The organism is Moorena sp. SIO3I8 (assembly GCF_010692325.1).
Lineage (GTDB): Bacteria > Cyanobacteriota > Cyanobacteriia > Cyanobacteriales > Coleofasciculaceae > Moorena.
The window spans coordinates 17,391-39,940 of record NZ_JAAHHW010000014.1 but is presented as its reverse complement, the minus strand read 5'-3'; the positions used below and the strand labels follow the sequence as shown (position 1 = coordinate 39,940).

General features: G+C 44.0%; 27 protein-coding genes and 3 pseudogenes. 23 read left to right on the top strand and 7 right to left on the bottom strand.

Annotated features, from left to right (window positions below; translation table 11 throughout):
• The first annotated feature begins 111 nt into the window (after nucleotides 1-111).
• The 5 genes and pseudogenes from F6K51_RS07830 to F6K51_RS07810 all read left to right on the top strand — a co-directional run bounded on the left by F6K51_RS07830 (nucleotide 112) and on the right by F6K51_RS07810 (nucleotide 3,365).
• On the top strand, nucleotides 112-1,161 hold the full coding sequence (locus F6K51_RS07830) for a DMT family transporter (protein ID WP_293019363.1): 1,050 nt from the start codon (nucleotides 112-114) through the stop codon (nucleotides 1,159-1,161).
• 79 nt (nucleotides 1,162-1,240) lie between these two features.
• Entirely contained in the window at nucleotides 1,241-1,855 is a 615-nt protein-coding gene (locus tag F6K51_RS07825; protein WP_293019362.1) for a CPBP family glutamic-type intramembrane protease, read from the top strand.
• A 61-nt stretch (nucleotides 1,856-1,916) separates the two neighbouring features.
• Nucleotides 1,917-2,075, top strand: coding sequence for a hypothetical protein (locus F6K51_RS07820; protein ID WP_293019360.1), 159 nt, complete (start codon nucleotides 1,917-1,919; stop codon nucleotides 2,073-2,075).
• Nucleotides 2,065-2,823 (top strand): annotated as a pseudogene (locus F6K51_RS07815) (cation:proton antiporter). Before F6K51_RS07820 ends, F6K51_RS07815 begins: the two are co-directional and overlap by 11 nt.
• The gene (locus F6K51_RS07810) at nucleotides 2,823-3,365 is read left to right on the top strand and encodes a cation:proton antiporter (RefSeq protein WP_293019359.1); all 543 of its coding nucleotides are present in this window, start codon (nucleotides 2,823-2,825) and stop codon (nucleotides 3,363-3,365) included. Before F6K51_RS07815 ends, F6K51_RS07810 begins: the two are co-directional and overlap by 1 nt.
• On the opposite strand, the gene F6K51_RS07805 is transcribed toward F6K51_RS07810, so the two are convergent.
• Together F6K51_RS07805 and F6K51_RS07800 are read right to left on the bottom strand one after the other, a co-directional pair.
• Entirely contained in the window at nucleotides 3,298-3,441 is a 144-nt protein-coding gene (locus F6K51_RS07805) for a hypothetical protein (RefSeq protein WP_293019357.1), read from the bottom strand. The genes F6K51_RS07810 and F6K51_RS07805 overlap by 68 nt on opposite strands.
• 229 nt (nucleotides 3,442-3,670) lie before the next feature.
• A complete protein-coding gene (locus tag F6K51_RS07800; protein WP_293019403.1) occupies nucleotides 3,671-4,888 on the bottom strand; it encodes an endonuclease/exonuclease/phosphatase family protein in 1,218 nt (405 codons plus the stop codon).
• 4 nt (nucleotides 4,889-4,892) lie between these two features.
• On the opposite strand from F6K51_RS07800, the pseudogene F6K51_RS07795 reads away from it, so the two are divergent.
• The 5 genes and pseudogenes from F6K51_RS07795 to F6K51_RS07775 all read left to right on the top strand — a co-directional run.
• Nucleotides 4,893-5,021: pseudogene (locus F6K51_RS07795) on the top strand (IS4 family transposase); the annotation flags it as partial.
• Between the two features lie 354 nt (nucleotides 5,022-5,375).
• Complete coding sequence (locus F6K51_RS07790) at nucleotides 5,376-5,591, top strand: hypothetical protein (RefSeq protein ID WP_293019356.1); 216 nt, start codon at nucleotides 5,376-5,378, stop codon at nucleotides 5,589-5,591.
• A 77-nt stretch (nucleotides 5,592-5,668) separates the two neighbouring features.
• A complete protein-coding gene (locus tag F6K51_RS07785) occupies nucleotides 5,669-6,220 on the top strand; it encodes an NUDIX hydrolase (protein WP_293019401.1) in 552 nt (183 codons plus the stop codon).
• Nucleotides 6,213-7,637 carry an FAD-binding domain-containing protein gene (locus F6K51_RS07780; protein WP_293019354.1) on the top strand — a complete coding sequence of 475 codons (1,425 nt, stop codon included), beginning with the start codon at nucleotides 6,213-6,215 and terminating at the stop codon, nucleotides 7,635-7,637. The genes F6K51_RS07785 and F6K51_RS07780 overlap by 8 nt, the downstream gene beginning before the upstream one ends.
• A gap of 42 nt (nucleotides 7,638-7,679) precedes the next feature.
• On the top strand, nucleotides 7,680-7,970 hold the full coding sequence (locus F6K51_RS07775) for a hypothetical protein (protein WP_293019352.1): 291 nt from the start codon (nucleotides 7,680-7,682) through the stop codon (nucleotides 7,968-7,970).
• A gap of 10 nt (nucleotides 7,971-7,980) precedes the next feature.
• Here F6K51_RS07775 and iscB read toward each other — a convergent pair whose 3' ends face one another.
• On the bottom strand, nucleotides 7,981-9,240 hold the full coding sequence (gene iscB, locus F6K51_RS07770; protein ID WP_070391698.1) for an RNA-guided endonuclease IscB: 1,260 nt from the start codon (nucleotides 9,238-9,240) through the stop codon (nucleotides 7,981-7,983).
• A gap of 134 nt (nucleotides 9,241-9,374) precedes the next feature.
• On the opposite strand from iscB, the gene F6K51_RS07765 reads away from it, so the two are divergent.
• The 4 genes from F6K51_RS07765 (at nucleotide 9,375) to F6K51_RS07750 (ending at nucleotide 12,090) form a co-directional block, all read left to right on the top strand.
• The gene (locus tag F6K51_RS07765) at nucleotides 9,375-10,634 is read left to right on the top strand and encodes a GTPase domain-containing protein (protein WP_293019348.1); all 1,260 of its coding nucleotides are present in this window, start codon (nucleotides 9,375-9,377) and stop codon (nucleotides 10,632-10,634) included.
• Nucleotides 10,631-10,822: a hypothetical protein gene (locus tag F6K51_RS07760; protein ID WP_293019346.1), complete on the top strand. Its 192-nt coding sequence runs from the start codon at nucleotides 10,631-10,633 to the stop codon at nucleotides 10,820-10,822. The genes F6K51_RS07765 and F6K51_RS07760 overlap by 4 nt, the downstream gene beginning before the upstream one ends.
• A 265-nt stretch (nucleotides 10,823-11,087) precedes the next feature.
• Nucleotides 11,088-11,516, top strand: coding sequence for a transposase (locus tag F6K51_RS07755; RefSeq protein WP_293019344.1), 429 nt, complete (start codon nucleotides 11,088-11,090; stop codon nucleotides 11,514-11,516).
• Nucleotides 11,517-11,829: 313 nt separating this feature from the next.
• A complete protein-coding gene (locus tag F6K51_RS07750; protein WP_293019342.1) occupies nucleotides 11,830-12,090 on the top strand; it encodes a transposase in 261 nt (86 codons plus the stop codon).
• A 55-nt stretch (nucleotides 12,091-12,145) separates the two neighbouring features.
• Here the strand turns inward: F6K51_RS07750 and F6K51_RS07745 are convergent, their stop codons facing one another.
• Nucleotides 12,146-12,697 (bottom strand): hypothetical protein, encoded by a 552-nt coding sequence (locus F6K51_RS07745; protein ID WP_293019340.1) that lies wholly within the window; start codon nucleotides 12,695-12,697, stop codon nucleotides 12,146-12,148.
• Between the two features lie 803 nt (nucleotides 12,698-13,500).
• Here F6K51_RS07745 and F6K51_RS07740 point away from each other — a divergent pair.
• A pseudogene (locus F6K51_RS07740) lies at nucleotides 13,501-14,524 on the top strand (transposase); the annotation flags it as partial.
• Nucleotides 14,451-14,849: a hypothetical protein gene (locus tag F6K51_RS07735; RefSeq protein WP_293019404.1), complete on the top strand. Its 399-nt coding sequence runs from the start codon at nucleotides 14,451-14,453 to the stop codon at nucleotides 14,847-14,849. The pseudogene F6K51_RS07740 and the gene F6K51_RS07735, both read left to right, overlap by 74 nt.
• Here the strand turns inward: F6K51_RS07735 and F6K51_RS07730 are convergent.
• Nucleotides 14,818-15,639, bottom strand: coding sequence for an IS4 family transposase (locus F6K51_RS07730; RefSeq protein ID WP_293019338.1), 822 nt, complete (start codon nucleotides 15,637-15,639; stop codon nucleotides 14,818-14,820). The two genes, F6K51_RS07735 and F6K51_RS07730, sit on opposite strands and share 32 nt — an antisense overlap.
• 55 nt (nucleotides 15,640-15,694) lie before the next feature.
• Entirely contained in the window at nucleotides 15,695-16,087 is a 393-nt protein-coding gene (locus F6K51_RS07725) for a hypothetical protein (RefSeq protein WP_293019337.1), read from the bottom strand.
• A 160-nt stretch (nucleotides 16,088-16,247) separates the two neighbouring features.
• Between F6K51_RS07725 and F6K51_RS07720 the strand changes: the two genes are divergently transcribed.
• The 5 genes from F6K51_RS07720 (at nucleotide 16,248) to F6K51_RS07700 (ending at nucleotide 19,913) form a co-directional block, all read left to right on the top strand.
• Entirely contained in the window at nucleotides 16,248-16,634 is a 387-nt protein-coding gene (locus F6K51_RS07720) for a hypothetical protein (protein ID WP_293019335.1), read from the top strand.
• Nucleotides 16,635-16,788: 154 nt separating this feature from the next.
• Entirely contained in the window at nucleotides 16,789-16,992 is a 204-nt protein-coding gene (locus F6K51_RS07715; protein WP_008182203.1) for a type II toxin-antitoxin system HicB family antitoxin, read from the top strand.
• Nucleotides 16,989-17,198 (top strand): type II toxin-antitoxin system HicA family toxin, encoded by a 210-nt coding sequence (locus F6K51_RS07710; protein WP_293019333.1) that lies wholly within the window; start codon nucleotides 16,989-16,991, stop codon nucleotides 17,196-17,198. The genes F6K51_RS07715 and F6K51_RS07710 overlap by 4 nt, the downstream gene beginning before the upstream one ends.
• 289 nt (nucleotides 17,199-17,487) lie before the next feature.
• Nucleotides 17,488-19,584, top strand: a complete 2,097-nt coding sequence (locus tag F6K51_RS07705) for a serine/threonine-protein kinase (RefSeq protein WP_293019331.1) — start codon at nucleotides 17,488-17,490, stop codon at nucleotides 19,582-19,584.
• 23 nt (nucleotides 19,585-19,607) lie between these two features.
• Entirely contained in the window at nucleotides 19,608-19,913 is a 306-nt protein-coding gene (locus F6K51_RS07700) for a hypothetical protein (protein WP_293019329.1), read from the top strand.
• Nucleotides 19,914-19,998: 85 nt separating this feature from the next.
• Here F6K51_RS07700 and F6K51_RS07695 read toward each other — a convergent pair whose 3' ends face one another.
• On the bottom strand, nucleotides 19,999-20,955 hold the full coding sequence (locus F6K51_RS07695) for an NAD-dependent epimerase/dehydratase family protein (RefSeq protein WP_293019328.1): 957 nt from the start codon (nucleotides 20,953-20,955) through the stop codon (nucleotides 19,999-20,001).
• A gap of 184 nt (nucleotides 20,956-21,139) precedes the next feature.
• On the opposite strand from F6K51_RS07695, the gene purD reads away from it, so the two are divergent.
• Nucleotides 21,140-22,411, top strand: a complete 1,272-nt coding sequence (gene purD / locus F6K51_RS07690; RefSeq protein ID WP_293019326.1) for a phosphoribosylamine--glycine ligase — start codon at nucleotides 21,140-21,142, stop codon at nucleotides 22,409-22,411.
• Nucleotides 22,401-22,547: a hypothetical protein gene (locus tag F6K51_RS07685; RefSeq protein WP_293019325.1), complete on the top strand. Its 147-nt coding sequence runs from the start codon at nucleotides 22,401-22,403 to the stop codon at nucleotides 22,545-22,547. The genes purD and F6K51_RS07685 overlap by 11 nt, the downstream gene beginning before the upstream one ends.
• Nucleotides 22,548-22,550 lie beyond the last annotated feature (3 nt).

The window sequence follows — 22,550 nt, the reverse complement described above, 5'->3', positions numbered from 1 at the left end:
CTCGCAATAGAATTAATTTGTTGAGAATGGCGCGGTTTTTTTATCAATAAGCCTAGGCTTATTGATTCTTGCGCTTACCCTGTCATTTAAACTTTGCTATTGTCAACGTCTATGTCAAGTTTCATTGCTAAAATAACAGATTGGTTGAATCGGATTCCAGGGCGTGGTTACTTATTGATCGCTATCCTAATTTTTGCAGCAGCGAATTCGGTCATTCGTAAGCTCACTGACCTGGGTGCAGATAATTTAATTGATGGTAACAATCCTATTTCCTTCTGTAATGTTTTGTTTGTTGGCAATCTCTGCGCGTTGCTAGCGTTGATTGCTATTTATGGACGACAGTGGAATTTTCGATCCCTCAGACAACTCTCTGGAACAGATTGGTTAGGGTTACTGGGTGTCGCAGTTTTGTCAGGAGCACTGGCACCATCTCTGATATTTATCGCTCTTGAGCGCACTGCTGTTAATAATGTAGTGCTGATTGGACGCATTGAGCCTCCTCTGGCTTTGGCTTTGTCAGTTTTACTTCTCAAAGAACGGGTAAATCGTTGGGTGATAGCTGGTGCGATTATTTCATTTATTGGTGTCATCCTGACTATTTGGCTTCAGCCTCCGCAGGAAAACATGATTACTATGGCGGGAGGCTTTAGGATTGGTGTCGGTGAATTGATGGCAGCAGCAGGTGCGATCGCATTAGCAATTTCTACGATTATTAGTAAAGTGAAGCTGCGCCAAATCCCTCTGGGCATCTTTACGGTGTTCAGAACTGCTACAGGTACAGTCATTTTCTTTGTTGTGGTGATTAAGTTATTTGGAGTAGGTCACTTTATGAATGTTTTCTCACCCTTTGTCTGGCAATGGATGCTCCTCTATGGAGCTGTGATTGTAGTAGGGGGTCAACTCTGTTGGTTTAAGGGTTTGAAGACTACTACTGCATCCGATGTTTCTCTGGCCAGTTCGTTTAGTCCACTAGCGGGCATTTTAGCAGCTTACTTGATTCTATCAGAAGTACCAACAATAGCTCAATATATTGGTGGTGCTGTAATTATTTGCGGCATTGTCCTGAATCAAATTGGTATTTCTCGCAAGCTTCCTAAAACTGATACTCTAATTGTGAGAGAATCGACGAAAGAAATCGAAGTCGGGTTTAAGGGAGTATGAATGTAAGCATTCAGCTAATGCTTACGTATTAACATCTTTATGTTACTAGTTATAGAGATGTCACTATGGAGATGTCACTATGGAGATATCGGCCAAATTTGCTGAAAGAGTTACCGAGCGCTTGATGGCTGGAATATTAACGTTTCCTGATGGTCAAGCTTGGGTAATTGTAGTTATCTTAATTGTGATTTATGGTTTAATTGCTTTACCGATTGGTTTACGCAACGGCTTTTTGCAACTGGATCAAAACTTACTTACTATTGATAATCCCCCATTATCTCCTTTATTCAGGAAAACTGATCTAAATGCTGTTAATGTCAAAACCTCTTGGCATCTAGTGGGAAAGATTATGATAACTGCTCTGTTTACCCCAGCAATAGCTGAGGAGATATTTTTCCGGGTTTTATTATTACCTCATCCCTCAGAAAACCCTTCCTTAATTTCAATATACGCTTGGTCTACAGTAAGTTTATTCATTTTTGTTATCTATCATCCTCTGAATGCTATCACCTTCTATCCGGCGGCACGGGAAACATTTTTTAAACCTATTTTTCTATTCCTAGCTACACTTTTGGGAATTATTTGTACTATTGCTTATATTAAAAGTGGCTCCATCTGGACAGCTGTCGTCATTCACTGGTTGTTTGTTGTGATCTGGCTGATTGGCTTGGGTGGTAAAAGCAGACTTTTGTAACTTAAGCTATCAGCTAATGCGCTACGCGCACGCTACTTGAGGTGCTATCAGCTATCAGCTAATGCGCTACGCGCACGCTAACCGAACAGCTATCAGCGCTTTTCATAACTATGAGGTACACAGGTTTTTTTCCCTATTCCCTATTCCCTGTTCCCTGTTCCCTATTCCCTTTGCTATCGCACTGACGCACTCAGGACTTAGTCAATTTCATGAACACTGAACTATTTGCGATTATTGCCCTATTTATCCTTGGCTTTGGTTTAATTTCTGGGCGCATTGAGAAAAGTGTGATTACTCCACCGATGGCTTTTGTTATCTTTGGAATTTTATTGAGTCCGCCATTGTTGGGTTTATTGAATCTAGACGTAGAGCATGAGTTTGTTCGGATAATTGCTGAATTTACCTTGATTCTGGTTTTGTTCACTGATGCTTCTCGGATTAATCTTAAACTGTTGCGTCGAGAGTACAATTTACCAGTACGTCTGTTAGGTATTGGTCTACCGCTGACAATTATCCTAGGAACAATTTTGGCAGTACTGTTGCTTGGAGGTAGGTTATAATTCTGGGAAGCAGCGGCCTTGGCAACAATTCTGGCTCCCACTGATGCGGCTTTAGGACAAGCGGTGGTCAGCAGTCGGAGTGTTCCGATTTGTATTCGTCAATCCCTCAATGTTGAAAGTGGTTTGAATGATGGTATTTGTTTACCGATTCTATTAATTTTCCTCTCTTTAGCTGGAACAATGGAAGGGACGGGAACAGCAAGCTTTTGGTTTCGCTTTGCTGCTATGCAAGTGATTCTCGGACCAATCGTTGGGGTAGCAGTTGGCTATATTGGCGGTTGGTTGGTGTCAGAGAGTGCTCGCCGCAAGTGGATTACTCATAGTTTTGAAGATTTATCGGTATTAGGACTGTCGTTATTCGCTTATGCGATTGGCCGTAGGCCACGCCAAAGGCGATCGCAGAATTAGTGGGGGGCAATGGTTTTATTGCCGCCTTTTGTGCTGGCTTAACCCTAGGGAATACAGCTCCATCAATTTGTGATTGTTTATATGAGTTTGGAGAAGCAGAGGGACAGTTGCTGGTGCTGCTGATTTTTATGATTTATGGGTCAATGATGGTGTTTCCTGCTCTGGATGAGGTGAATTGGCAGATGGGATTGTACGCCGTTGCTACTCTGACCATTGCTCGGATGGTAGGGGTTGCTATTAGCGTGATTGGTATGAAGTTGCGTTGGTATACTATCTTATTTCTGGGCTGGTTTGGACCGAGGGGAGTGGCTTCAATATTGTATGGTTTACTAATTTTAGAGGGGGATGGAATTCAGGGTAGTGAAGTGATGTTTAGCACTATGGTAGTAACTGTGTTGATCAGTGTGTTTGCTCATGGTTTAACGGCTTTTCCAGGAGCTAACTGGTATGGTAAGCACATGGCAAGATTTAAAGCTACCCATGACATGCCAGAATTGATGCCACGGTCGGAAATGCCTGTTCGTTTGTCTTGGCGTAAATGATAGGGAGTAGGGAGTAGGGAGTAGGGAGTAGGGAGTCGGGAGTAGGCAAGCTAGCAATAGTTTTGGAACTTTGCAAGAGGTCTTCTGAGTAGACTAGTAATCCTAACAGTAGCCGAAGTTATTGTAGCCCTTGAGAAGCACCGAAAATCAGCTAAATAACGTTAAACATTATTTGGAACAGGATAAAGATTATTCAACCAAATAACCTTCAACCTTCAACCAAATAACCTTCAACCAAATAACCTTCAACTTGCTAACCTCCAACCTCACAACCTTCAACCTTGAAAATCAAACATAATTCTAGATTATAACACAAAATTACTAGCATCATGTAGCTCAAAAACATCAACATCTTCGAGAACCATAAATATCTGACTTCCATCTGAATTAGTATTTAAAGAAGGAAACGAAAAATCGTGTTCTAATTCCCTGAAAACCCCTTGATAATTGCTGGCATCCGAGCCATCTTTGTTAAACAAAACAACAGCACTATTGTCCTGTGAACCAAAACTCAGAAAGCCCCGATTAATCGCATCTGCATAATTAGCAACTGTAATTCCGTTATTATTAAATAACTCAGTAAGAACAATTTTGTCACTTCCCACTTCAAAGTCGGTGATCTGATCGCCAGCATCTCGGTGTGAAGTGTAGACAAACTGATCATTACCACCACCACCAGTGAGCAAATCTCGAGCTTGGAAACCAGTGATAATGTCATTGTTATCAGTACCAGTCAGCTGATCACTACCTGCGGTGCCATTGATAATAGTTGGCTCAGGTAAGGTAAAGCGAGCCAAAATTGGGTCATGGTCGCTAGCTTGGTCAGCAAACTCACTGTTGACGTGGACAATGTCATACTCAGCACGAGCATTAACTAGGTTATCACTGACTAAAATGTGGTCAAGTGCCTGAGAGTTCCCTTCAAAAATAAATGTGTAACGCTCATCCTCTGGTAACGTTTCCGTCAGATTGGTCAGCACTGAATTGTGAGCTCCCTTAAGAGTTTCCAGTGGTTTTTCAAAATCAAACGTATTGAAGTCTCCGAGCAATACCACATTGGCATCAGGGTCATTAGTCAGAATGGTATCGACAAAATCGTTAAGGATTTGAGCTTGTTGATTCCGTTTCTCCTCCTGACCGTTGTGTGGTGGTTGATTCTCACCAAAGAGAGGGTCACTACCACCCTTGGAAGAGAAGTGATTATTAATAACAGAGATGGTTTCACCGTTAAACTCAAACTCCGTCAACAAAGACTTGCGGGTATTATCGAAAGCCGTCTCACCAACACCAATACGTTGAGCAGAATCAGTGTTGATGGTAACTCGGTTAGGGTTGTAGAGGTAACCGACGCGGATATTACCACCAGGTTGACCCCCATCCTGACCGTCCACAGGGGGGATATCAAAGAAGGAGTACTGAGGTCCACCAGTAGCAACTATGGCATTAATCAGAGTTTCGTAGGTTTCCCTAGCATCCACATTACCATTGTCTATAGTTCCGTTATTGTCTTGAACCTCTTGCAGAGCAAAATCCCATCAACGACGAGCCAAGAGCCTATTTCGTTTGGGATTTGATTATCTGCGCTCAATTTTCACCAATCTTGACCACCAGTTCCCAGCTTTTCTTAACTCTCTCCATTTTTTGTCCTGTACTTAGGCATAATTGTTCAAAGCAAAGGGACATCGAGTTATGGGTACTCTATTTCATTTGAGCATTTTTTTTGAGTGAAATAGTAATCCTTAAGCTATTATACCTGCATTTAATTATTTTTATTTTTTAATTTTTATTAATCGCTAAGAGAAGGAATTCCCACAAGACTCTGAAGGGGTGACGAAATAGCCTGAAACGCTTTAAATGTAAAGTGTTCACCATTTTGTGGAAAAAAAAAGATAGGTCGATTATTTGCAACAAGACCTACCAATTTAAAATGTTACCTGCATTTTACCAAAACCACTTAAGGTGCGCTTTCCGTAGGCGAATTAAATTCGCCTACGGAAAGCGCACCTTGAGATGACGCAAGTAAAAGTAAAATTAACAATTGTAGTGTTAGATATTGGCCAGGAGTCAGATGAGTCTCCAACACCGTCTGGTAGAATTGTTGAAAAAACTGGCATCCGGGAAGCAGTCACCCTTACTCTAAGTCTGGTAACCATTAGCCTCAAGCTGAAAGCCCATGGGGGAAAGAGCTTTGGTGCTTGCCTGGCACAAATTGCCGGAATTGGATAGAATCAGTGACGGGATTTGCGATCGCACAACTCCTCCAAGGGCTAAACTGTCTTAAGCCTTAATCCTTTATTTTTATGATGCTACCTGGTCAAGAACCCCCAGAACTCCTGAAAAAACACCTATTTTTCCAAGGAAGACGATTTAGCTTCGAGGTGAATAATCTACGTCTTCCTAATCAATCAGAAGGGCAATGGGAATGTATCCGTCACCCTGGTGGTTCCTTGGCGGTACCGGTAACACCCGATGGGAAACTGGTACTCGTACGGCAATATCGCTTTGCTGTTAGTGGGCGTCTTTTGGAATTCCCTGCTGGTACGGTAGAATCCCATGAAAGCCCAGCTGAAACTATTAAACGGGAGATAGAAGAAGAAACTGGCTATCGCGCTCATCGCTGGAAATCTTTGGGTAAATTTCCCCTTGCTCCTGGCTATTCTGATGAGTACATTTATGCGTTTCTGGCGCAGGATTTGGAGAAATTGGAAGCCCCTCCTAAGCAAGATGCTGATGAGGATATAGAGGTGGTTTTAATGACACCAAAGGAGTTAGAACAAGCTATCTTGGAGGGTGAGCCAGTGGATGCTAAATCTATTTCCAGCTTTTTTATGGCTCGCCCGTTCTTGAATGAGTAACCTGATTCTCTTCTGGCATCGCCGTGATTTACGCATTTCTGACAATGTGGGACTAGCTGCTGGTTTTGAGCTCAGTCCCAAGCTTGTTGGTGTTTTCTGCCTTGACCCTACTATTCTAGAGCGGGATGATATTGCGCCAGCAAGAGTAACTTATATGATTGGCTGCTTACAACAATTGCAGCAAAGTTACAGACAAGCTGGTAGCCAACTATTAATATTACATCAAGACCCTAGGCAAGGAATTCCTAATTTAGCTGCTGCTCTGGAGGCTAAAGCTGTTTGTTGGAATTGGGATGTGGAACCTTATTCTAAGGAACGGGATCAAGCTGTAGCAGCAGGGTTGAAGGAAAAGGGTATTGCTGTCTATAACTATTGGGATCAGTTATTACACGCACCAGGAGACATTTTCACTAAGTCTGGCAATCCCTATAGTGTCTACACTCCTTTCTGGAAAAATTGGCAAGGTCAATCTAAGGCACAACCTGTAGCAACATTGAGTAGGGTTGAATCCTTGACGGAAATAGAACAAGACCATGCTTTGGCAGCAGGGGTGATTGATTTACCTAGTGCTAGAGATTTGGGGTATGTCTGGGAGAATGAATTGTTAGTGCCACCAGGGGAAAAGGTAGCCCAAGAGATACTGGAGAAATTTTGCGATCGCACTATTGGGGATTATCAGGAACAACGTAATTTCCCAGGGGTAGATGGTACCTCGAAACTTAGTGCTGCTCTCAAGTTTGGTGTGATTGGGATTCGCACGGTTTGGCAGGCCGCTCAGAATGCTTATAATTTGAGTCGCAGTGATGAAGCTCGTCAAAGTATCCAAACTTGGCAACAGGAACTGGCTTGGCGGGAATTTTACCAACATGCCATGTATTTCTTCCCAGAATTAGCACAAGGGCCTTATCGCCAGAAATTCCAAGATTTTCCCTGGGAGAATAATCCAGAATTCTTTCAAGCTTGGTGTGAGGGCAAGACTGGCTACCCGATCGTTGATGCTGCGATGAGGCAGTTAAATCAAACCGGATGGATGCATAACCGCTGTCGGATGATTGTTGCTAGTTTTCTGACTAAGGATTTGATTATTAATTGGCAGTGGGGGGAAAAGTATTTTATGCAGCGGTTATGGGATGGAGACCTGAGTGCTAATAATGGTGGTTGGCAATGGAGTGCCTCTAGTGGGATGGATCCTAAACCATTGCGAATTTTTAACCCAGCTAGTCAGGCTAAAAAGTTTGACCCGGACGGTGAGTATATTCGGGAATGGTTACCAGAGTTGAGTTCTGTGGATACGGAGTATGTGGTAACTGGGAAAATTCCTGAAAGCGATCGCGAAATGTGTGGGTATCCAGCACCAATTGTCGATCATAATCAGCAGCAGCGTCGGTTTAAGGAGTTGTATAAGGAATTGCAGTGATGCCAAGGCGTTGCTTAATAATGGAATGATTTTAAGAGTGAGGTGGAACTGGCATCAGGCGTGGAACTGGCATCTTGTGTAGAACTGGCATCTTGTGTAGAACTGGCATCTTGCCAGTTTCCTCCTTATTTTCGAGCGGGCAGGATGCCCACTCTACTCCTATTGATTCCAAGATTCAGCAATGCCGATGCCAAAGATGGTGCGTTACGGGGCGGGCTGTCCCAACAATGGCGCTCGGAGTTGAACATGAGGGCAAACCCGCCCCTAAGGCACCCTACGTACTCTCTTCTTGCTCCATGGGCAGGAAAGCTTAGGAGGCTTAATCCCTGGTAATTACCGGTAGTTATTTGCAAAAACCGTAGATGTATCCATCTTTCCGGTGTATCGCCGAAATATCTTGAGGCTTGCAACTTTTGTATCCTTTCATCCCCAGAGGGTTGAATCCAAAGCTGCCCTTACTCCTAGGGGTGACTTTGCCTATGCCCAGTTTCTGGTGTCTCGCTATATCCCCAGTCATCCATCCTTTAACAGGCTTCAGTGGGTTGTGCCTAATAGGGTAACCGTACTTGTTGAGAGCCGCTTTCTGTCGTCCTCCCTGCCCTTTACAGGTAACAAATAGAGGTTGTAACGTCTTGAGATCTAAGTTTTCAATATTTCCTACACAAGCGGCGTCAATCCAGTGCTGCTTAGGTAGTCCTAGCCAAGTCCTGTTGTACTTAGTCTGCGCTCCTGTTCCAGTGACGACTACTTTAGTATCTTTCAATACCTTGACCAATTTGTTCCGAGTTGCGTTTACCGCTGCTGCATCCAATAATGGTTGTTTGGCTTTGGTTTTGATTTTTTGTAGTAGGCTGGGTTTCTTTTTTAGAAACTCTTCTATGGGCTTGTTTCCTTTGCGCTGATTACACTTTTCGCAAGCCAAACAGAGATTACTTACTCTGTTACTACCACCCTTTGATCTTGGGTGAATGTGCTCGATCTGTAGAGGGACATTTTGCCTCCCGCAATAAGTACATTCTCTCCCCCACTTTTCGAGTAAATACTCTCTGACTTCGTAGCCAGCTAACTCGCCTTGTTGGTACTCTACTCCACTGATTTCAGGGTTTAGCATTTTTTGAGTGTCAAACTTAACTCGTTCAATCCAGATTTCACAGACTGGGCAGAATTTAATTAATCGCTTAACCCAAGTTTCAGTTGTCAAAATCCTGTGTTCTAAACTAGGAGGAAGCCAGCCCTGTGGTCGTTTGCGGTTAAGGAATCTGGGCTTTCGGTAACGAGTGTTGCGATTACGTCTTCCGCGTCTGACAGCTCTTCTAGATTCCAGTTTTTTCTTGATCAATCCTCCTCTGTGTTCTAATTCCATTCCCCAAATAACTTGCCCGTCTCGAACCAGGGCGAACCCAGTAGTCTTGCTACCCGGGTCAATTTTTATTTGGCAAGGTGAGATAACTGGATTAGCGATCGCAGTCTTCAAGATGATTGTAAATGGATACATTCTAAAGACAGCTGCTTTTCCTTTTTCTAGCAGGCGGCGAGCCTTCTTTGGGTGAATAGGATTTAATGGTTGCTTGTTCACGTCAATAACAAAAACATAATTTTGCATCGTTAAATGCCTCAAGTTGGTAAGGTGTGCCTCGACAATGTTGTAAAAGCTTGTTGAGCTAACTACACGGTTGCCTTCGTCTTAATAGTTAGCGATAGAGCTACAAACTGGCGTTCATTTGTAGGTATCATGGCTTGAACAACGTAGTAAATGAATACTTAGTCTGCATCCTGGTTGGCAATTCCTGGAGTTACCGGAAATTACCAAGGCTTAGGCCAGGAGTCTATCATCAAAATCAACCAACCTATGCTAGGGTAACATTCCATCATGAAGACTCATTTCTTCAAGAAGTAATAATTCCCTATTACGAAGAACTAGGCTTAGTACCCAGACCAACAAGTTTGGATGAATTTGCTACCAAGCCAATTCCCGAACTGCCTAGTGATGCTGCCACAAAAAAAGCCATGTACCAACGGCTGCGCAACGAATATTATGCTCATTTCAATCAGTATCGCCATCTACTGGAAGCAAACTCCCCTCGGGTATTAGATCGGGTTCCCAAGGAAGAAATACGAAACTATGTAGTTCACCAACAAGATGCCAATAGTGACTTCGCGGTTTTGGCAGTCAGAGAAGTAGAGATATTCTGTCCTTTCAGTAGATCCGAAGTTGAAAAGATCGCCTTAGTAGACATACCCGGTTTAGGGGACCTCAGAGTAGGGGATGAAAACCTGATGCTACAAACCCTAGGGGAGCGAGTGGATGTAGTTCTTTTTGTGCGGAGACCAGACTCTGTACGCTACGGCTGGGAAGCAAGAGATACAAAACTTTATGACACAGCCCATAAAGCCCTCAATGACCTGCCAGAGCGGTCTTTCATGGTACTCAACAAAATGAGCAGTGCTGATAAATACAACTCTAAAGGCTGTGAAACCCTTAAAAGAACGATTCGGGAAAACCACATAGAGGTGGTTAATTGTGTAATCGCTGACTGTTCTAATCCTGACCAAGCAAATCAAGTTCTGGAGTTAATTCTAGATTACCTAGTTGACAACATTGAAGACCTCGACAGTAAATATGCCAAAGCTTACCAAGACCATATAGATATCCTCCACAAAGACTTAGAAACTGATTTACAGAAAGCCAGTAAAGCCCTAGCTGGATTTGGGGATGAAGACCAGTTATTTGTGGACCGATTCAAGGAATTTAAAGAAGAACTATCTGACAGTCTTGAAAAATTCCTCAAAAAACTCAGAAAAGACCGGGAAACAGTTGATCCTTACTTTAAAGCAAAAGTCGATACTGTAATGAAAGCCTGCCAAAGTGACCCGGGAATTCCAGCACTAGAAGAAATTGAAAGACAACGCACAGACCGATTCGGAGGCTCTTACAGGGTAAGAATTCAGGTGAGAGGGGTTGACAAAATCAAGAAATCCGGTATGGTGACGGCATGAGCGAAAAACCGAAACCCGAAAAACTAGCTCCCCCCCAACTCAAGCAACTGACAACGGAGCAGTTGGTGGTCATGATACTAGAGCAGCAAAAGCTGATTGACCAACTGGAGCGAGGAAGTAGCCCTGCTCAAGCTCAGACTCAGACCCAACAGCCAAATTACCTCACAACCGCCATAGCGCGGACTTAATTCAGAAATCGGAAAAACCCAAACCGCCAGAGTCAATAGCCCCTCAAGCCAAAAGAAAACCTGGAGGGCAGCCGGGACATCAAGGAAAAACCAGAAAAGGTATGGCGCGAGTAGACCGCTACCAAATTGTCAGACCATCAGTGTGTCCCAACTGTGGCGGCTGTTGAATTCCTTGATGCACCTTTATCTGTAAGCCGTAAACAAGTCGCCCAACTCGTAGAGCGTCCCGTAGAAATAGTCGAATATCAGTATCACACTTGCAAATGTGTCCATTGCCACAGGCTTTGTCATTGAAGCCAAAGCCCCTGGAGTCATCCCAGGACTTGACTTGGGCATCTCCAACAGCGCGATGCTGGCAAGGATTGGAAATCACGGAAACCTATCCGAAGAAAAACAACAAGAATGGCTACTAGAGTTGACAGGACTCAAAATTGGAGTGGGAACTAATGCCGCCACCAATCGACGACTGGCGCAGTCGGTAGCTATACCTATTCAAGAACTTTGGCAGTGGGCGCAACAACAGCAACACCTGCACGTTGATGAAACCCCGTGGGGAGTGGCTGGAGTAAAAGAATGGTTGTGGACTGTTGCCGGAGCCAAATTTTCGGGCGTTCCATGCCGCAGATACCCGAGGGCGGGTGGAACTCGAACAAATTGTGGGTTCCGAATTTGCATAAGTCCTCAGTTGAGATGACAGAGCGTGTCTATAACGGTTACAAAGTCGCTCACCAGCAGAAGTGTTTAGCTCATCAGCAGACGGCACTTCAAACAAGTACACCGCTTGGGTCATGGCAATAACCCGAAATTGGGACAACGGTTCTTGGATTTAATTGATGAGGCCAACGATTAGCATCAAAAATGGCTCCAGACTCAATAGGAGATCTGCCTATCGAGGGTGGGTAGCTCAGTTCAAACCCAAGGAACGAGAAAGCTTTGGAGCAATGGAGTTCTCAAGCCGGAGCTGCAGCTGGGCGAATGCTGCGAACTCTACGAAACAAAGCTGCCCAATGGTGGTATTTCCGTATAGCACCGATGAAGTTCCACCCGATAATAATCGAGCGGAAAGAGCATTGCGTCCAGCCGTGACCAAACGTAAAGTCTGTGGCGGTTCCCGTTCCATGGAACGGTTTCGGGAAACAGCCGATTTACTCAGCGTCATCCAAACCTGCCGTGTCCAGGGTCGAGAGGCTGTGGAATTTTTCCGACAAGCTCTTGAGGCTACCGTTTCCCCAACGGTTTCTTATCCTTCCCTGATTCCAATGACCTGAATTCTTACATCAAATCTAACGATTTTTTGAGAAAGATCTGACAAAGGATCAGCACTTAAAATGGTCCGTACACTTGCCCTTGATTTTGATCAACCCGATCACGCACCCGAAAACTCCAGCCATTGGTACTGTTGTATTCGGCTACGATGCTCACACCATGCTGAGAATTATAGATACTATTGACAATGTCATCATTAGCACCAGCACTCATGTGAAACAGATATGCTGGGTTTTGATTTTGGATCTCCTTTAGGCGAACTACATATTTAGTACGGTCGTTTATAAAGTTGTTGTGTTCCACAGTTACATGCTGACGATCAGGTCCATAGGCGATAAACTGGCAACCATTCATTTGATCGGTGAACATATAATATGGTTTTTGGTTCTGAGTGGGCAGGATATATTTGTTTTCGTTATTGGCGATTGGGTGAACGTAGTATCCTGGGATTTTTGTTCCAGAGCTAGCACTTTGAAGGAGCGCAGCGTGACTTCCCTGCTCTTTAAATTGGAAGGTTCCGTTTTTGGGAGGAAGCTGAGCCGGGATCAAAATAGCGTACTTCCCCATAAAACTCTTAAAGTCATTTAAAAATTCCTGAGTTAGTAACATTTACGGTGTCCTCTATCATTGATATTGATTTCAACAAAAACCGATCCTCTTTACTTCAATTATATCATGTCCGGATAATTAGTTATCGTAAGCATTCAGGTGGTGGGGTTGACGTAAGGATTCAGGTAGGGGCTTGACAAAGTCCGGGATGGAGCTGGAGAATCATCTGAAGAATGTTTAGCTTCTCACTAACCCCAGACACAGCTGCTGTATAACCAGAAGTCCTACGGAAGAACTGGTGCAGCTGGTAGTGGAGCAAAAAAAACTGCGATTAGCAACAGCACTCAGTGATCGAAAGTCTGGTTGAAGAAATAGAAAGACTCAAACTCAGCCCTTGCCTAGACTCGAAAAACTCATCTAATCCACCATCAACGGACTTGCTCAAAAAGTCCGAAAAGAAGCAGGACTTGCAGGATTAATCTGAGAGTCCAGGCAAAAAGAAACCCGGAGGGCAGCCTGGACACAAAGGAAAGACCCGCTTTGGGTTTGGACGAGTAGACCGCGCTCGTTATACTTAGTCCCCAGCAATGCCCTTCCTGCGGTGGGAGTCTGATCGAAACCCCTTGCGTCAAAGTCGAAACTCAACAAGTAGCTCAGCTGGTGGAGCGACCCATAGAAATCGTAGAATATCAACGCCACTATTGTCAGTGTATTGAATGTGGGGTAAGAGCTACGGTACCGTGGCCTGATTCGCTCATCCCGGAGATGAAACCTTAGAATAGTGGAGCCTTACTAACAAACCTTTAACCCTATGCCGCATAACCTAACAACTTGCTTTGGCTCCACTATTCTTACGGTAACTTCTGACCCCTGGACTTGATTTGGGGGTGCGGTTGCAAGGATTACTGGGATGGCTGGGAAACTACGGACATCTGCCTTACTCCAAACAACTTCAGATGTTGTGGGAACTCGGTGGGATCAATATTGGAGTGGGAACGTTGGTGAACACCAACCAACGACTAGCATTAAGCTTGCCAAGGGAGCGTTGAGGCTCTCTTGACCTGGGTGGCTGTTGAACAACCCAATGTGCATGTGGATGAAACGCCGTGGGCGGTCAAGGGCATTAAAGAAGCGATGCAGCGCGGTCTTGGGGGTTTCCCCCACTCGCTATTGCATCAAGACATGGCTCTGGGTACTGAGCCATCCCGAGTTCTGTCTATAACATGGCTGGAGATACACGCTCGCGAGGGGAACTGATTAGCCAGTTGGGACAGACCTATGACGGGGTTCTGATTACGGATGATTACAGTGTCTACAATGGCTATTATCGGTCAATGATCAACAGAAGTGAAAGCGCCCATCTGCGCCGTCACTTTCTCAGGTTAATCAAACAACCATTACTTCACAACCGAGCCATTGGGGAAGCCAAAGTTGAACTGATTGATGAAGCATGCAAGCCGTTATCGTCTCTGGCAACAAACTGGAGATTCAACCGTAACCCATCAGTGGGTAAGAGAATTTAAAACGAAGATACAGACAACGGTTCAAACCTGGAGTTGTTGCTGCTGGGGCAGCAAGCGGGGAAACTCTTGCGCTCCCTCAAAGAAAAAGCCTCCCAATGGTGGTATTTTTTAGACCATCCCCAAGTCCCACCGGATAATAAAAAGCGCCGAAAGGTCTCTACGCTTGGCGGTAACTAAGCGTAAGGGAACGTGGTGGCTGAAGTTCCCTCCAACGATTCGAGCAGACTGCTAATTTACTACACGACCAGTCCAAACTTGTCGTTTTCAGGGACGTTCGGTGATGGATTTCTTTGAGCAAGCTCTCATGGCTGTTGCTGGTCACTTGCCCGAAGCTCCTTCCCAAATCCCTTCTCCCCACACCTGAATCCTTACCTTACAGGTCTACCTACTACGGGTCGATTGCACCGATGCGAGCCAACCTCTCAAAGCATTTCCTTTCCTTAAATGAAGGGCTACAGCAGTCGGTGGATCAGCTCAAATCAGAAGTAACAAATGTGCTGGTAAACCTGAAAAAGGGTCACTTGGGGAATCTAACCAAAGAGCGTGATGCCAAGTTTCTAGGGGTGATAACCGAGTTACTAGATAAGTATAACAATCAATTAGAGCTAGGGTTCCGAACCCTTTGGGAGTCTCAAGTTTCCTATGAAGGATTAATTCCTAGCAGGGGGACAACGAAGCTTGTAACATAGACATGGCTTGCTCTCTAGCCCGCTTACCTTTTTTATAATGCTTGACCCAACGGCGATTAATTTGCAAAAGTTCGTCTACAATTTTTTCGCATATTTGCCCTAAGCACAGCCAATGATACTGATGTTGACCAACATAAAAAGCACTATGTCGGCGACCATATTTCGATTTTGTTTCTGGTCGTACAACATATTTCTGTATTCCCATTTTCTTGATTACCCGTCCTTGAAGGGTTGCACTCGTATAGGCAATTGCTATTACAATAATCAACTTAGTCAGGGATTCGGCTCCCAGCTTGGAGCCTTCTAGACTGTAACCTCCTGATTTAAAATCTCGAAACATTTCTTCAATAGAAAATCGCTTTTTATAGGAGATGATAGCGGTATCTATATCCTCAAAAGTTGTCAGAATATACCACGGGTCTTTTGTCTTAAATTCTCGGTAATTTCGTTTCCATTTACAAGCTACATTAAAGGTTCCAAATCCTGTTTTTTTCGTTACCTGACGGTCATTAATAAACAATTTAATCCCTGGCTTTAAACCATAGTCCCGCAACTCTTGATAAACCTCATTTTCTGACAAAATTTTGGTGTCACATTTTTGCCGTAAACAAAAGTATACCTTACGTTCAGCCAGCCAGTTACCCAGTTTGGTAGAGCAAAATTCTCGGTCTCCCAGCACCACGACATCATAGGCTGATAGTAACTCTAGACTTTTACTCAATACTGCCTTTTGTTCGGATAAGTTACTATTTCCTTTTTTATCTAATGATGTCCAGTAAATTGGGAGCATCCCATTTTGGAAAACACATTACCAAAAGAAGGACATGGCAAGGGTTTCAGCCATATTAAATCAGACAACTCGCCAAAATGGGATGCTCCCAGTAAATTGGCCAGGCTCGATGATCATAAACTACACTCACCATCAAGATATTAATCACACTCCAACTTGTTCGATCAATAACCAGATAAATCCTATCTTTAGGGTTAAACATCTCCTCTAAAAGAGCTCTGATGCAGGGAAACCAGATAGTTTCAATAGTAAAGTTTTTGAGTCTCAACAATCGCCTTACTTTCCGACGACGGCTCTCTAATAAAATAGGTAAAGGTATCGATTCGGCTAAAACATCTAACTTCACCTGTTTGATCAATTGTAAACTAATTACCATCAAGTTTAGGAATAGATATGCTGTGTGACGCAGCTGATTTTGGAGAATTTTCTGGTATAGTTTAGCTATCATTTTTTTGAGATAGGTCAGGGCGACTACTTTTGACCTATCTTTTTTTATCTCTTTCTGCTGTATCGCTGACTACATAAGGCTTCCATGCCTCGTTGTCCCCCCGTCAGGATTAATTCTACACAGTATTCGACAGCATTTTGATGAAGAACTTGAACCTGATATGCTCACGAACAACACCCTGAGCAGTACAACTTCCGAGTCAGAAAAATCCCAAGTTGAAGAGTTTAATCAACAAGAAGTAAAAAATCGTCTAGAAGCGCTTCATCAGAAAGTGGTCATTAAATGTAAGCAAACCTTAGATCAGTGGTTAACTGAGCCAAGCCAAGTCAGATACTTCATCATCGGAGAGTTTTTTGATCGCATTCACTATGCCAAAGATATAGGAGACCAGTGGCGGACTTTTCTAAGAAAGGAAGAAATTCGCTCGAAAGTATGGCCTGAGTTCCAAAGGCTCAAAGAACATAAACAAATTCAGCAGGAGTGGCAAAATTTGCTCCAAAAAGCAATCAGCAGCAACACATTGGAATCTATGCAGTTTTTGAATTAACTTTGCGTAAGCTATCAGCCTGCTTAACTGACAAAAGTTGAAGTGGAAAGATCGAAAATTCAGAGTAGTCAGGGTGTGCATAAGGTTGACAAAAGTACAGAGGTGATGAGTTAAAATTAAAATACAGAAAAAACTATTGAGCAAGCAAACCCAAATGCAGATTAAGGTCGCAATACATCCAGCAGAAGAAGGTGGTTTTTGGGCAGAAGTACCCGCACTACCTGGCTGCATTACTGAGGGAGACACAATGGAAGAGGTTTTAGCAAATCTTCAAGATGCCATTGAAGGTTGGTTAGAAGTTGCCAGCAATTCCTATATTCCTGAACCAAACAGCAAAATTGTGGAAGTTACAGTATGAAATCTGTTTCTGGCAAAAAATTCTGTAAAATTGTTGAGAAAAAAGGATGGGTTTTGAGAAAAATTACAGGAAGCCATCATATTTATGAAAAGCCAGGAGCTCAAAAAATCCTATCCGTTCCAGTTCACAAAAATCAAGATTTGAAGAGAGGAACCCTAAAAGCATTGATGAAAATAGCAGAATTGGAAGAATCAGATCTCCAGTAACACCTCTGATCACAACCCCAACTTTTGCACCGCCAAGCGCTTCGTCTCCTCCCCCCGTCTATCATACTTGGCAGTGGTCACAGGAGACCCATGACCCGCCAACTTCTGAACCGTAACGATATCCACTCCCGCATCCAATAGATCACTACAAAACGTCCGAAGCTATGAGGTACAAAGGATTTTTTCCCTATTGCCTATTGCCTCTTGCCTATTGCCTCTTGCCTATTGCCTCTTGCCTATTGCCTCTTGCCTATTGCCTCTTGCCTTCCTAAAATTGTAGAAACCTACAATGTCTATTACCTGTATAGTATGCGGTCATATCAATACTGGCAGTAACAACTACTGCACTAGTTGTGGTGCGGCTCTTGAGTTTGAAGACACTGTTAGTTCATCAGCCTACCATTTGCCTGCTGGCACACTCCTAAGGCAGAGTCATTATCGGATAGAAAAAGTCCTAGGAGAAGGGGGATTTGGCATTACCTACCAAGGAATTTACCTACCTAACTCTGCCAAGGTTGCCATCAAAGAACTCTGGCCAGAAAAAGCAGCTAGGATTGGGAAAACCATTACTTGGCCCCCTTCTATTGCTCCGATTGACCGACAACGACAACTCCACAAATTTCAGTTAGAAGCCAGTTACTTACAAAAATGCCCCCACCCTAATATTGCTCAGGTTTATGATTGGTTTGAGGAGAATAATACTGCCTATTTAGTCATGGAGTTTATCTCTGGTAAGTCCTTATACAAAATCTTACAACAAGAAGGTGTTCTTTCGGAAGAGAAGCTCAAGGGCTATTTTATCCAAGTAGCAGAAGCGTTAAAAGTTGTTCACTCTAATCAACTATTACACAGAGATATTAAACCAGATAATATTCTAATTGATCACCAAGATCGAGCCGTATTGATTGATTTCGGTGCTACCAAAGAATTCATGGCCGGTCAAACCCGTGAAATGAGTGTAACCTTGTCACCAGGATACGCTCCTCTTGAGCAATACAGTTACCGGAGTAAGCGTTGGCCAGCTACGGACATCTATGCTCTATGTGCGTCAATGTATGAATTACTCACTGGTCAATTACCCGCTCAAGCTACGGAAAGGGCTGGATCAGAAACGTTAATTCCACCACGACAGTTAGCTGCTCAGATTACACCCCAAACTGAGCAGGTAATCTTAACTGGAATGAGAATGAAGGTAGAGGAGCGATTTCAGACAGCCGAGGAACTGATTGATGCCCTCAAAGGCAAGTTTGTTTCTCCCAGTCAAAGGAAAGCGTGGGGATTAGTTAAGCAAGGAAAGTTAGCAGAGGCGGTTCAAGCTTATCAACAGTGTCTAACTAATCAGCCCAACCATGGTGAAGCTGCGGTTGAACTAGCCCTAGTTCAGATCCATCTCAATGATGCTCAGGCTGAGGTAGCAGCACAAACAGCGATTCAACTACAACCAAATGATGGCAGGAGCTATGGGGTTTTAGGACTAGTCAACTGCCGTAAATCAAATTGGTCAACAGCGGTAAAACAGTTGCAAAAAGCAGCAGACTTAGCTCCCCAAGAGGTTTGGATACAAGCTAATCTAGCTTGGGCATGGGGAAAGCTTGGCAATTGGCAACAGGCAGAATCTGCTGTTTCCAAGGCACTGCAAATTGATAGTAACTGTACCTTTGCCCTAGGGTTACAAGCTTGGATTTATGTCAATCAACAGCAATGGAAACGAGCAATTCGTACTGCTACCCAGGCACTGTTCAAGTCAAAACAGGCTCAGTCTAGGGAATCCCAACAACTACAACAATGGATATATCCCTATTTAATCATTGCTTTGGAAAAGGCAGTTGTTACCAGACAGTCTAGGGACGTGGAGCGCCGGATTATAGAGTTTACCACTCAAGTCCCCGATAGTGCAGTTGCTTGGGGATTGAAAGGTTGGAAGCAAGCTGTGCAAGGGTTGTGGCCTGAGGCTCTTGCCAATTTTGAGCAAGCCAGCCAGAAAGCAGACGTTCCTAGCTGGGTATCCCTGAATCAAGGAATCACTCAGGAACACTTGCAGAATTCTCAGGGTGCTATCCAAACCTATCAAGCCTACATTCAGAAATTTCCATCTGATGCCTTTGCTTTATTCCGTCTAGGCACTTTACTAGGAAAAGTGGGACAATGGGCACAAGCACGCTCCTATCTGGAAAAAGCAGTGCAGTTAAAACCAGACTATGCTGAGGCTTACCACAACTTAGGTTGGGTTTTACTTAATATCAGAACTGTGGATGGTCAGGTTGAGAATTTTCGTCCCCTGTTGTCCGCCTATCGTCAAGCATCTGAGTTTTACCTGCAACAGTACCAATCGGAATTAGCTGGTGCAATTAGACAAGCCTTTCAAATAGCTGGGGTTGAGCTTTAGATAGGGTTTGCTGAAAAAGTCTTTTGGTAAAGGTAGGAGTCAGGAGTCAGGAGTCAGGAGTTAGGAGAAATGAGAATTATATAGAAGGTAGTCGGAAGAATTCTCCCTTAATTTTTCTGCCCTTGTATGCCCAAAATCCTAACTTTTTGAGCTTTTTGGACCGAAAAGCTTTCACTTTTTTCGACCCAAAAAGGCGAAAACCTTTATCTGTCAATGCTTTGAGAGTTAATCAGCAAGCCCTAGATAATTTCTATACAGCACTACGCATTAAGGTGTTTGACATTGATACAAGCAGCAAAAGCTGTTTTAGTCAACTTTTGCCGTCTTGATGCAGTCGCTCATGGGGGAAACCCCCAAGACCGCGCTGCATCGCTTTTGCCTTTTGCCTTTTGCCTTTTGCCCTTGCCCGTAGCGCTATACAGGAGCGTACAAATTTTGTATCCATTCCCATTCTTGGGCTAAACCTTCGGATAGGGATACCTGAGGTTGATAACTTAGCAAGGTTTTGGCCTTGGTAATGTCTGCTGCCGTGTGACGTGCATCTCCTTTGGCTTTTTCGATGTAGTTTTTCTTAATGGGATGTCCAACAATTTGTTCAATGGTGTCGAGAACATCCGCTAGCACCACTCGGCTACCACCACCAATGTTAAACACTTCCCCAACAGCAGCTGGTTTAGTACCTGCAGCCAGATTCGCCGCTATGATGTCTTTGATAAACGTGAAGTCTCGGGTTTGCTTTCCGTCACCATATATGCTAATGGGTTCATCGGTGAGAATGGCTTTTAGGAATTTGTGAAATGCCATGTCTGGGCGCTGCCTGGGTCCATATACGGTGAAATAGCGTAAGGCAGTAACGGGTACACCAAAGTTATGGTAATACAGTAAGCATAGGTGTTCTGCAGCTAGCTTGGTTACCCCATAGGGGGAAACCGGTTGGGGAAGAATTGTTTCAGATGTCGGTAGGGCTTCCGCATTACCATAAACTGAAGAGCTGGAAGCATAGACTAATCGGGTCAGATGCTTGGCATCTTTGGCGGCTTCGAGTAGGATTTGGGTAGCGTTAATATTGCGCTCGGTATAATCCCGAAAACCATCCCCCCAACTGGCACGAACTCCAGCTTGTGCTGCTTGATGATAAACTACCTCTACATCAGTTAGGAGCGATCGCCAATCCAAGGTCTGAATATCACTTTCGATTAACTCAAAAGCGGGATGCTCTTTAAAATTTTCAATATTCCGGCGCTTGAGGTTGGGATCGTAGTAATCGTTAAATTGATCAATACCAATCACTCGTTCACCTTGATTCAAAAGGGTTTCTACTAGGTGAGAACCGACAAAACCCGCAGCACCCGTAACGATATTAAGAGCCATAAATTTAAGATTTCAAACTATTGCCTAAGCTTTAGTTAGACTAGTTGATATGTAGATGTATATTAAATCTAGTCTGGCATACTATTTTAAATAGTTACAAATTTTTTTTTGGTAAAAATGGATTCAATACTTTGGTAAGCTCATAGAATAAGATAGACTATTCACCACAGAGTGTACAAAAAACGTGAAGATTTTGGTAATCGGCAATGGGGGAAGGGAGTACGCCCTTGCTTGGAAGCTACTGCAATCTCAAAGTATTCAGCAGGTCATATGTGTTCCTGGTAATGGTGGCACCGCTACACTAAGAGGTTGCCAAAATCTTTTATTAAACGTTCAAGATTTTGAAGCAATTGCTGAGTTTGCTCTGGTTAACGATATATCTCTAGTGGTGGTTGGTCCAGAACTGCCACTGTCATTAGGTATTACAGACTATCTCCAAAGTAAAGATATCCCTGTGTTTGGTCCCACCCAGGAGGGAGCGCAAATTGAGTCGAGTAAGTCTTGGGCAAAGGATTTGATGCAGTCGGCTGGTGTTCCTACCCCAAGTTTTGCTGTGTTTACGGAACCAGAACCAGCATTGGCTTATGTCAAAACCCAGGTAGCACCAATTGTGGTTAAAGCGGATGGCTTAGCAGCCGGTAAGGGAGTAACTGTTGCGGCTACGATAGACGAAGCCGAAACGGCTGTGGAGTCACTCTTTCAGAATGGGTTTGAGACGGTGGTCATTGAAGAGTGTGTCACCGGTCAAGAAGTTTCGGTTTTGGCTGTTACGGATGGCTTGACGGTTCGTCCCTTAGTACCAGCTCAAGACCATAAGCGAATTGGGGAAGGGGATACCGGTCCGAATACCGGAGGGATGGGAGCTTATGCTCCTGCACCGATTATTACCCCAGAGCTAAGCATACGGATTGAAAAGGAAATTCTTAATCCTACCCTTGAAGCTTTAAAGGTCAGAGGAATTGATTATCGAGGGGTTCTCTATGCAGGATTGATGATTACTCCAGAAGGAAACCCAACGGTTCTGGAATTTAATTGTCGCTTTGGGGATCCAGAAACTCAAGCTATCCTACCCTTGCTAGAAACTCCCCTAGATCAGGTGCTTCTGGCTTGTACCCAACAGCGACTGGCGGAATTACCAACTATTACCTGGAAACAAGGGGCTGCGGCTTGTGTGATTGCTGCCTCGAAAGGGTATCCGGGAGCTTACGAAAAGGGTAAGGTAATTACTGGTATTGAACAAGCTGAACAACATGGAGCAATAGTTTGCAGTGCTGGTACTACCCTGAAACAGAAGGAGCTAGTTACCAGTGGTGGTCGGGTTTTGGGGGTTACCGGCACCGGTAAAACAATAGCGCAAGCTTTATCAGTTGCTTATAGCGCTATGGATTGTATCCAGTTTGAAGGGATGTATTACCGTCGGGATATTGGTTATCGGGTTTTGCAGGATGAAGGCTGACTTGTATTGGTTGATTGTATGGGTTTTATTGATGCGATTAGCCCGAAGGGCTACGCTACGCGAACGCATTCGTAAGTTCTTGCTCCCATTGAGACCAGCAACAGGAGACCAGCAACAATCCCTCAACGGCTATTAATCA

Bases quoted from the DNA above. Each gene is read 5' to 3' on its own strand.
- F6K51_RS07725 (WP_293019337.1), bottom strand. From the start codon at position 16,087: ATGATAGCTAAACTATACCAGAAAATTCTCCAAAATCAGCTGCGTCAC.
- F6K51_RS07720 (WP_293019335.1), top strand. From the start codon at position 16,248: ATGCTCACGAACAACACCCTGAGCAGTACAACTTCCGAGTCAGAAAAA.
- F6K51_RS07760 (WP_293019346.1), top strand. From the start codon at position 10,631: ATGAGCGAAAAACCGAAACCCGAAAAACTAGCTCCCCCCCAACTCAAG.
- F6K51_RS07695 (WP_293019328.1), bottom strand. From the start codon at position 20,955: ATGGCTCTTAATATCGTTACGGGTGCTGCGGGTTTTGTCGGTTCTCAC.
- iscB (WP_070391698.1), bottom strand. From the start codon at position 9,240: ATGCAAAATTATGTTTTTGTTATTGACGTGAACAAGCAACCATTAAAT.
- F6K51_RS07685 (WP_293019325.1), top strand. From the start codon at position 22,401: ATGAAGGCTGACTTGTATTGGTTGATTGTATGGGTTTTATTGATGCGA.
- F6K51_RS07730 (WP_293019338.1), bottom strand. From the start codon at position 15,639: ATGCTCCCAATTTACTGGACATCATTAGATAAAAAAGGAAATAGTAAC.
- F6K51_RS07750 (WP_293019342.1), top strand. From the start codon at position 11,830: ATGGTGGTATTTCCGTATAGCACCGATGAAGTTCCACCCGATAATAAT.
- F6K51_RS07790 (WP_293019356.1), top strand. From the start codon at position 5,376: ATGACGCAAGTAAAAGTAAAATTAACAATTGTAGTGTTAGATATTGGC.
- F6K51_RS07705 (WP_293019331.1), top strand. From the start codon at position 17,488: ATGTCTATTACCTGTATAGTATGCGGTCATATCAATACTGGCAGTAAC.
- F6K51_RS07780 (WP_293019354.1), top strand. From the start codon at position 6,213: ATGAGTAACCTGATTCTCTTCTGGCATCGCCGTGATTTACGCATTTCT.
- F6K51_RS07820 (WP_293019360.1), top strand. From the start codon at position 1,917: ATGCGCTACGCGCACGCTAACCGAACAGCTATCAGCGCTTTTCATAAC.
- F6K51_RS07830 (WP_293019363.1), top strand. From the start codon at position 112: ATGTCAAGTTTCATTGCTAAAATAACAGATTGGTTGAATCGGATTCCA.
- F6K51_RS07825 (WP_293019362.1), top strand. From the start codon at position 1,241: ATGGAGATATCGGCCAAATTTGCTGAAAGAGTTACCGAGCGCTTGATG.
- F6K51_RS07785 (WP_293019401.1), top strand. From the start codon at position 5,669: ATGCTACCTGGTCAAGAACCCCCAGAACTCCTGAAAAAACACCTATTT.
- F6K51_RS07715 (WP_008182203.1), top strand. From the start codon at position 16,789: ATGCAGATTAAGGTCGCAATACATCCAGCAGAAGAAGGTGGTTTTTGG.
- F6K51_RS07710 (WP_293019333.1), top strand. From the start codon at position 16,989: ATGAAATCTGTTTCTGGCAAAAAATTCTGTAAAATTGTTGAGAAAAAA.
- F6K51_RS07745 (WP_293019340.1), bottom strand. From the start codon at position 12,697: ATGTTACTAACTCAGGAATTTTTAAATGACTTTAAGAGTTTTATGGGG.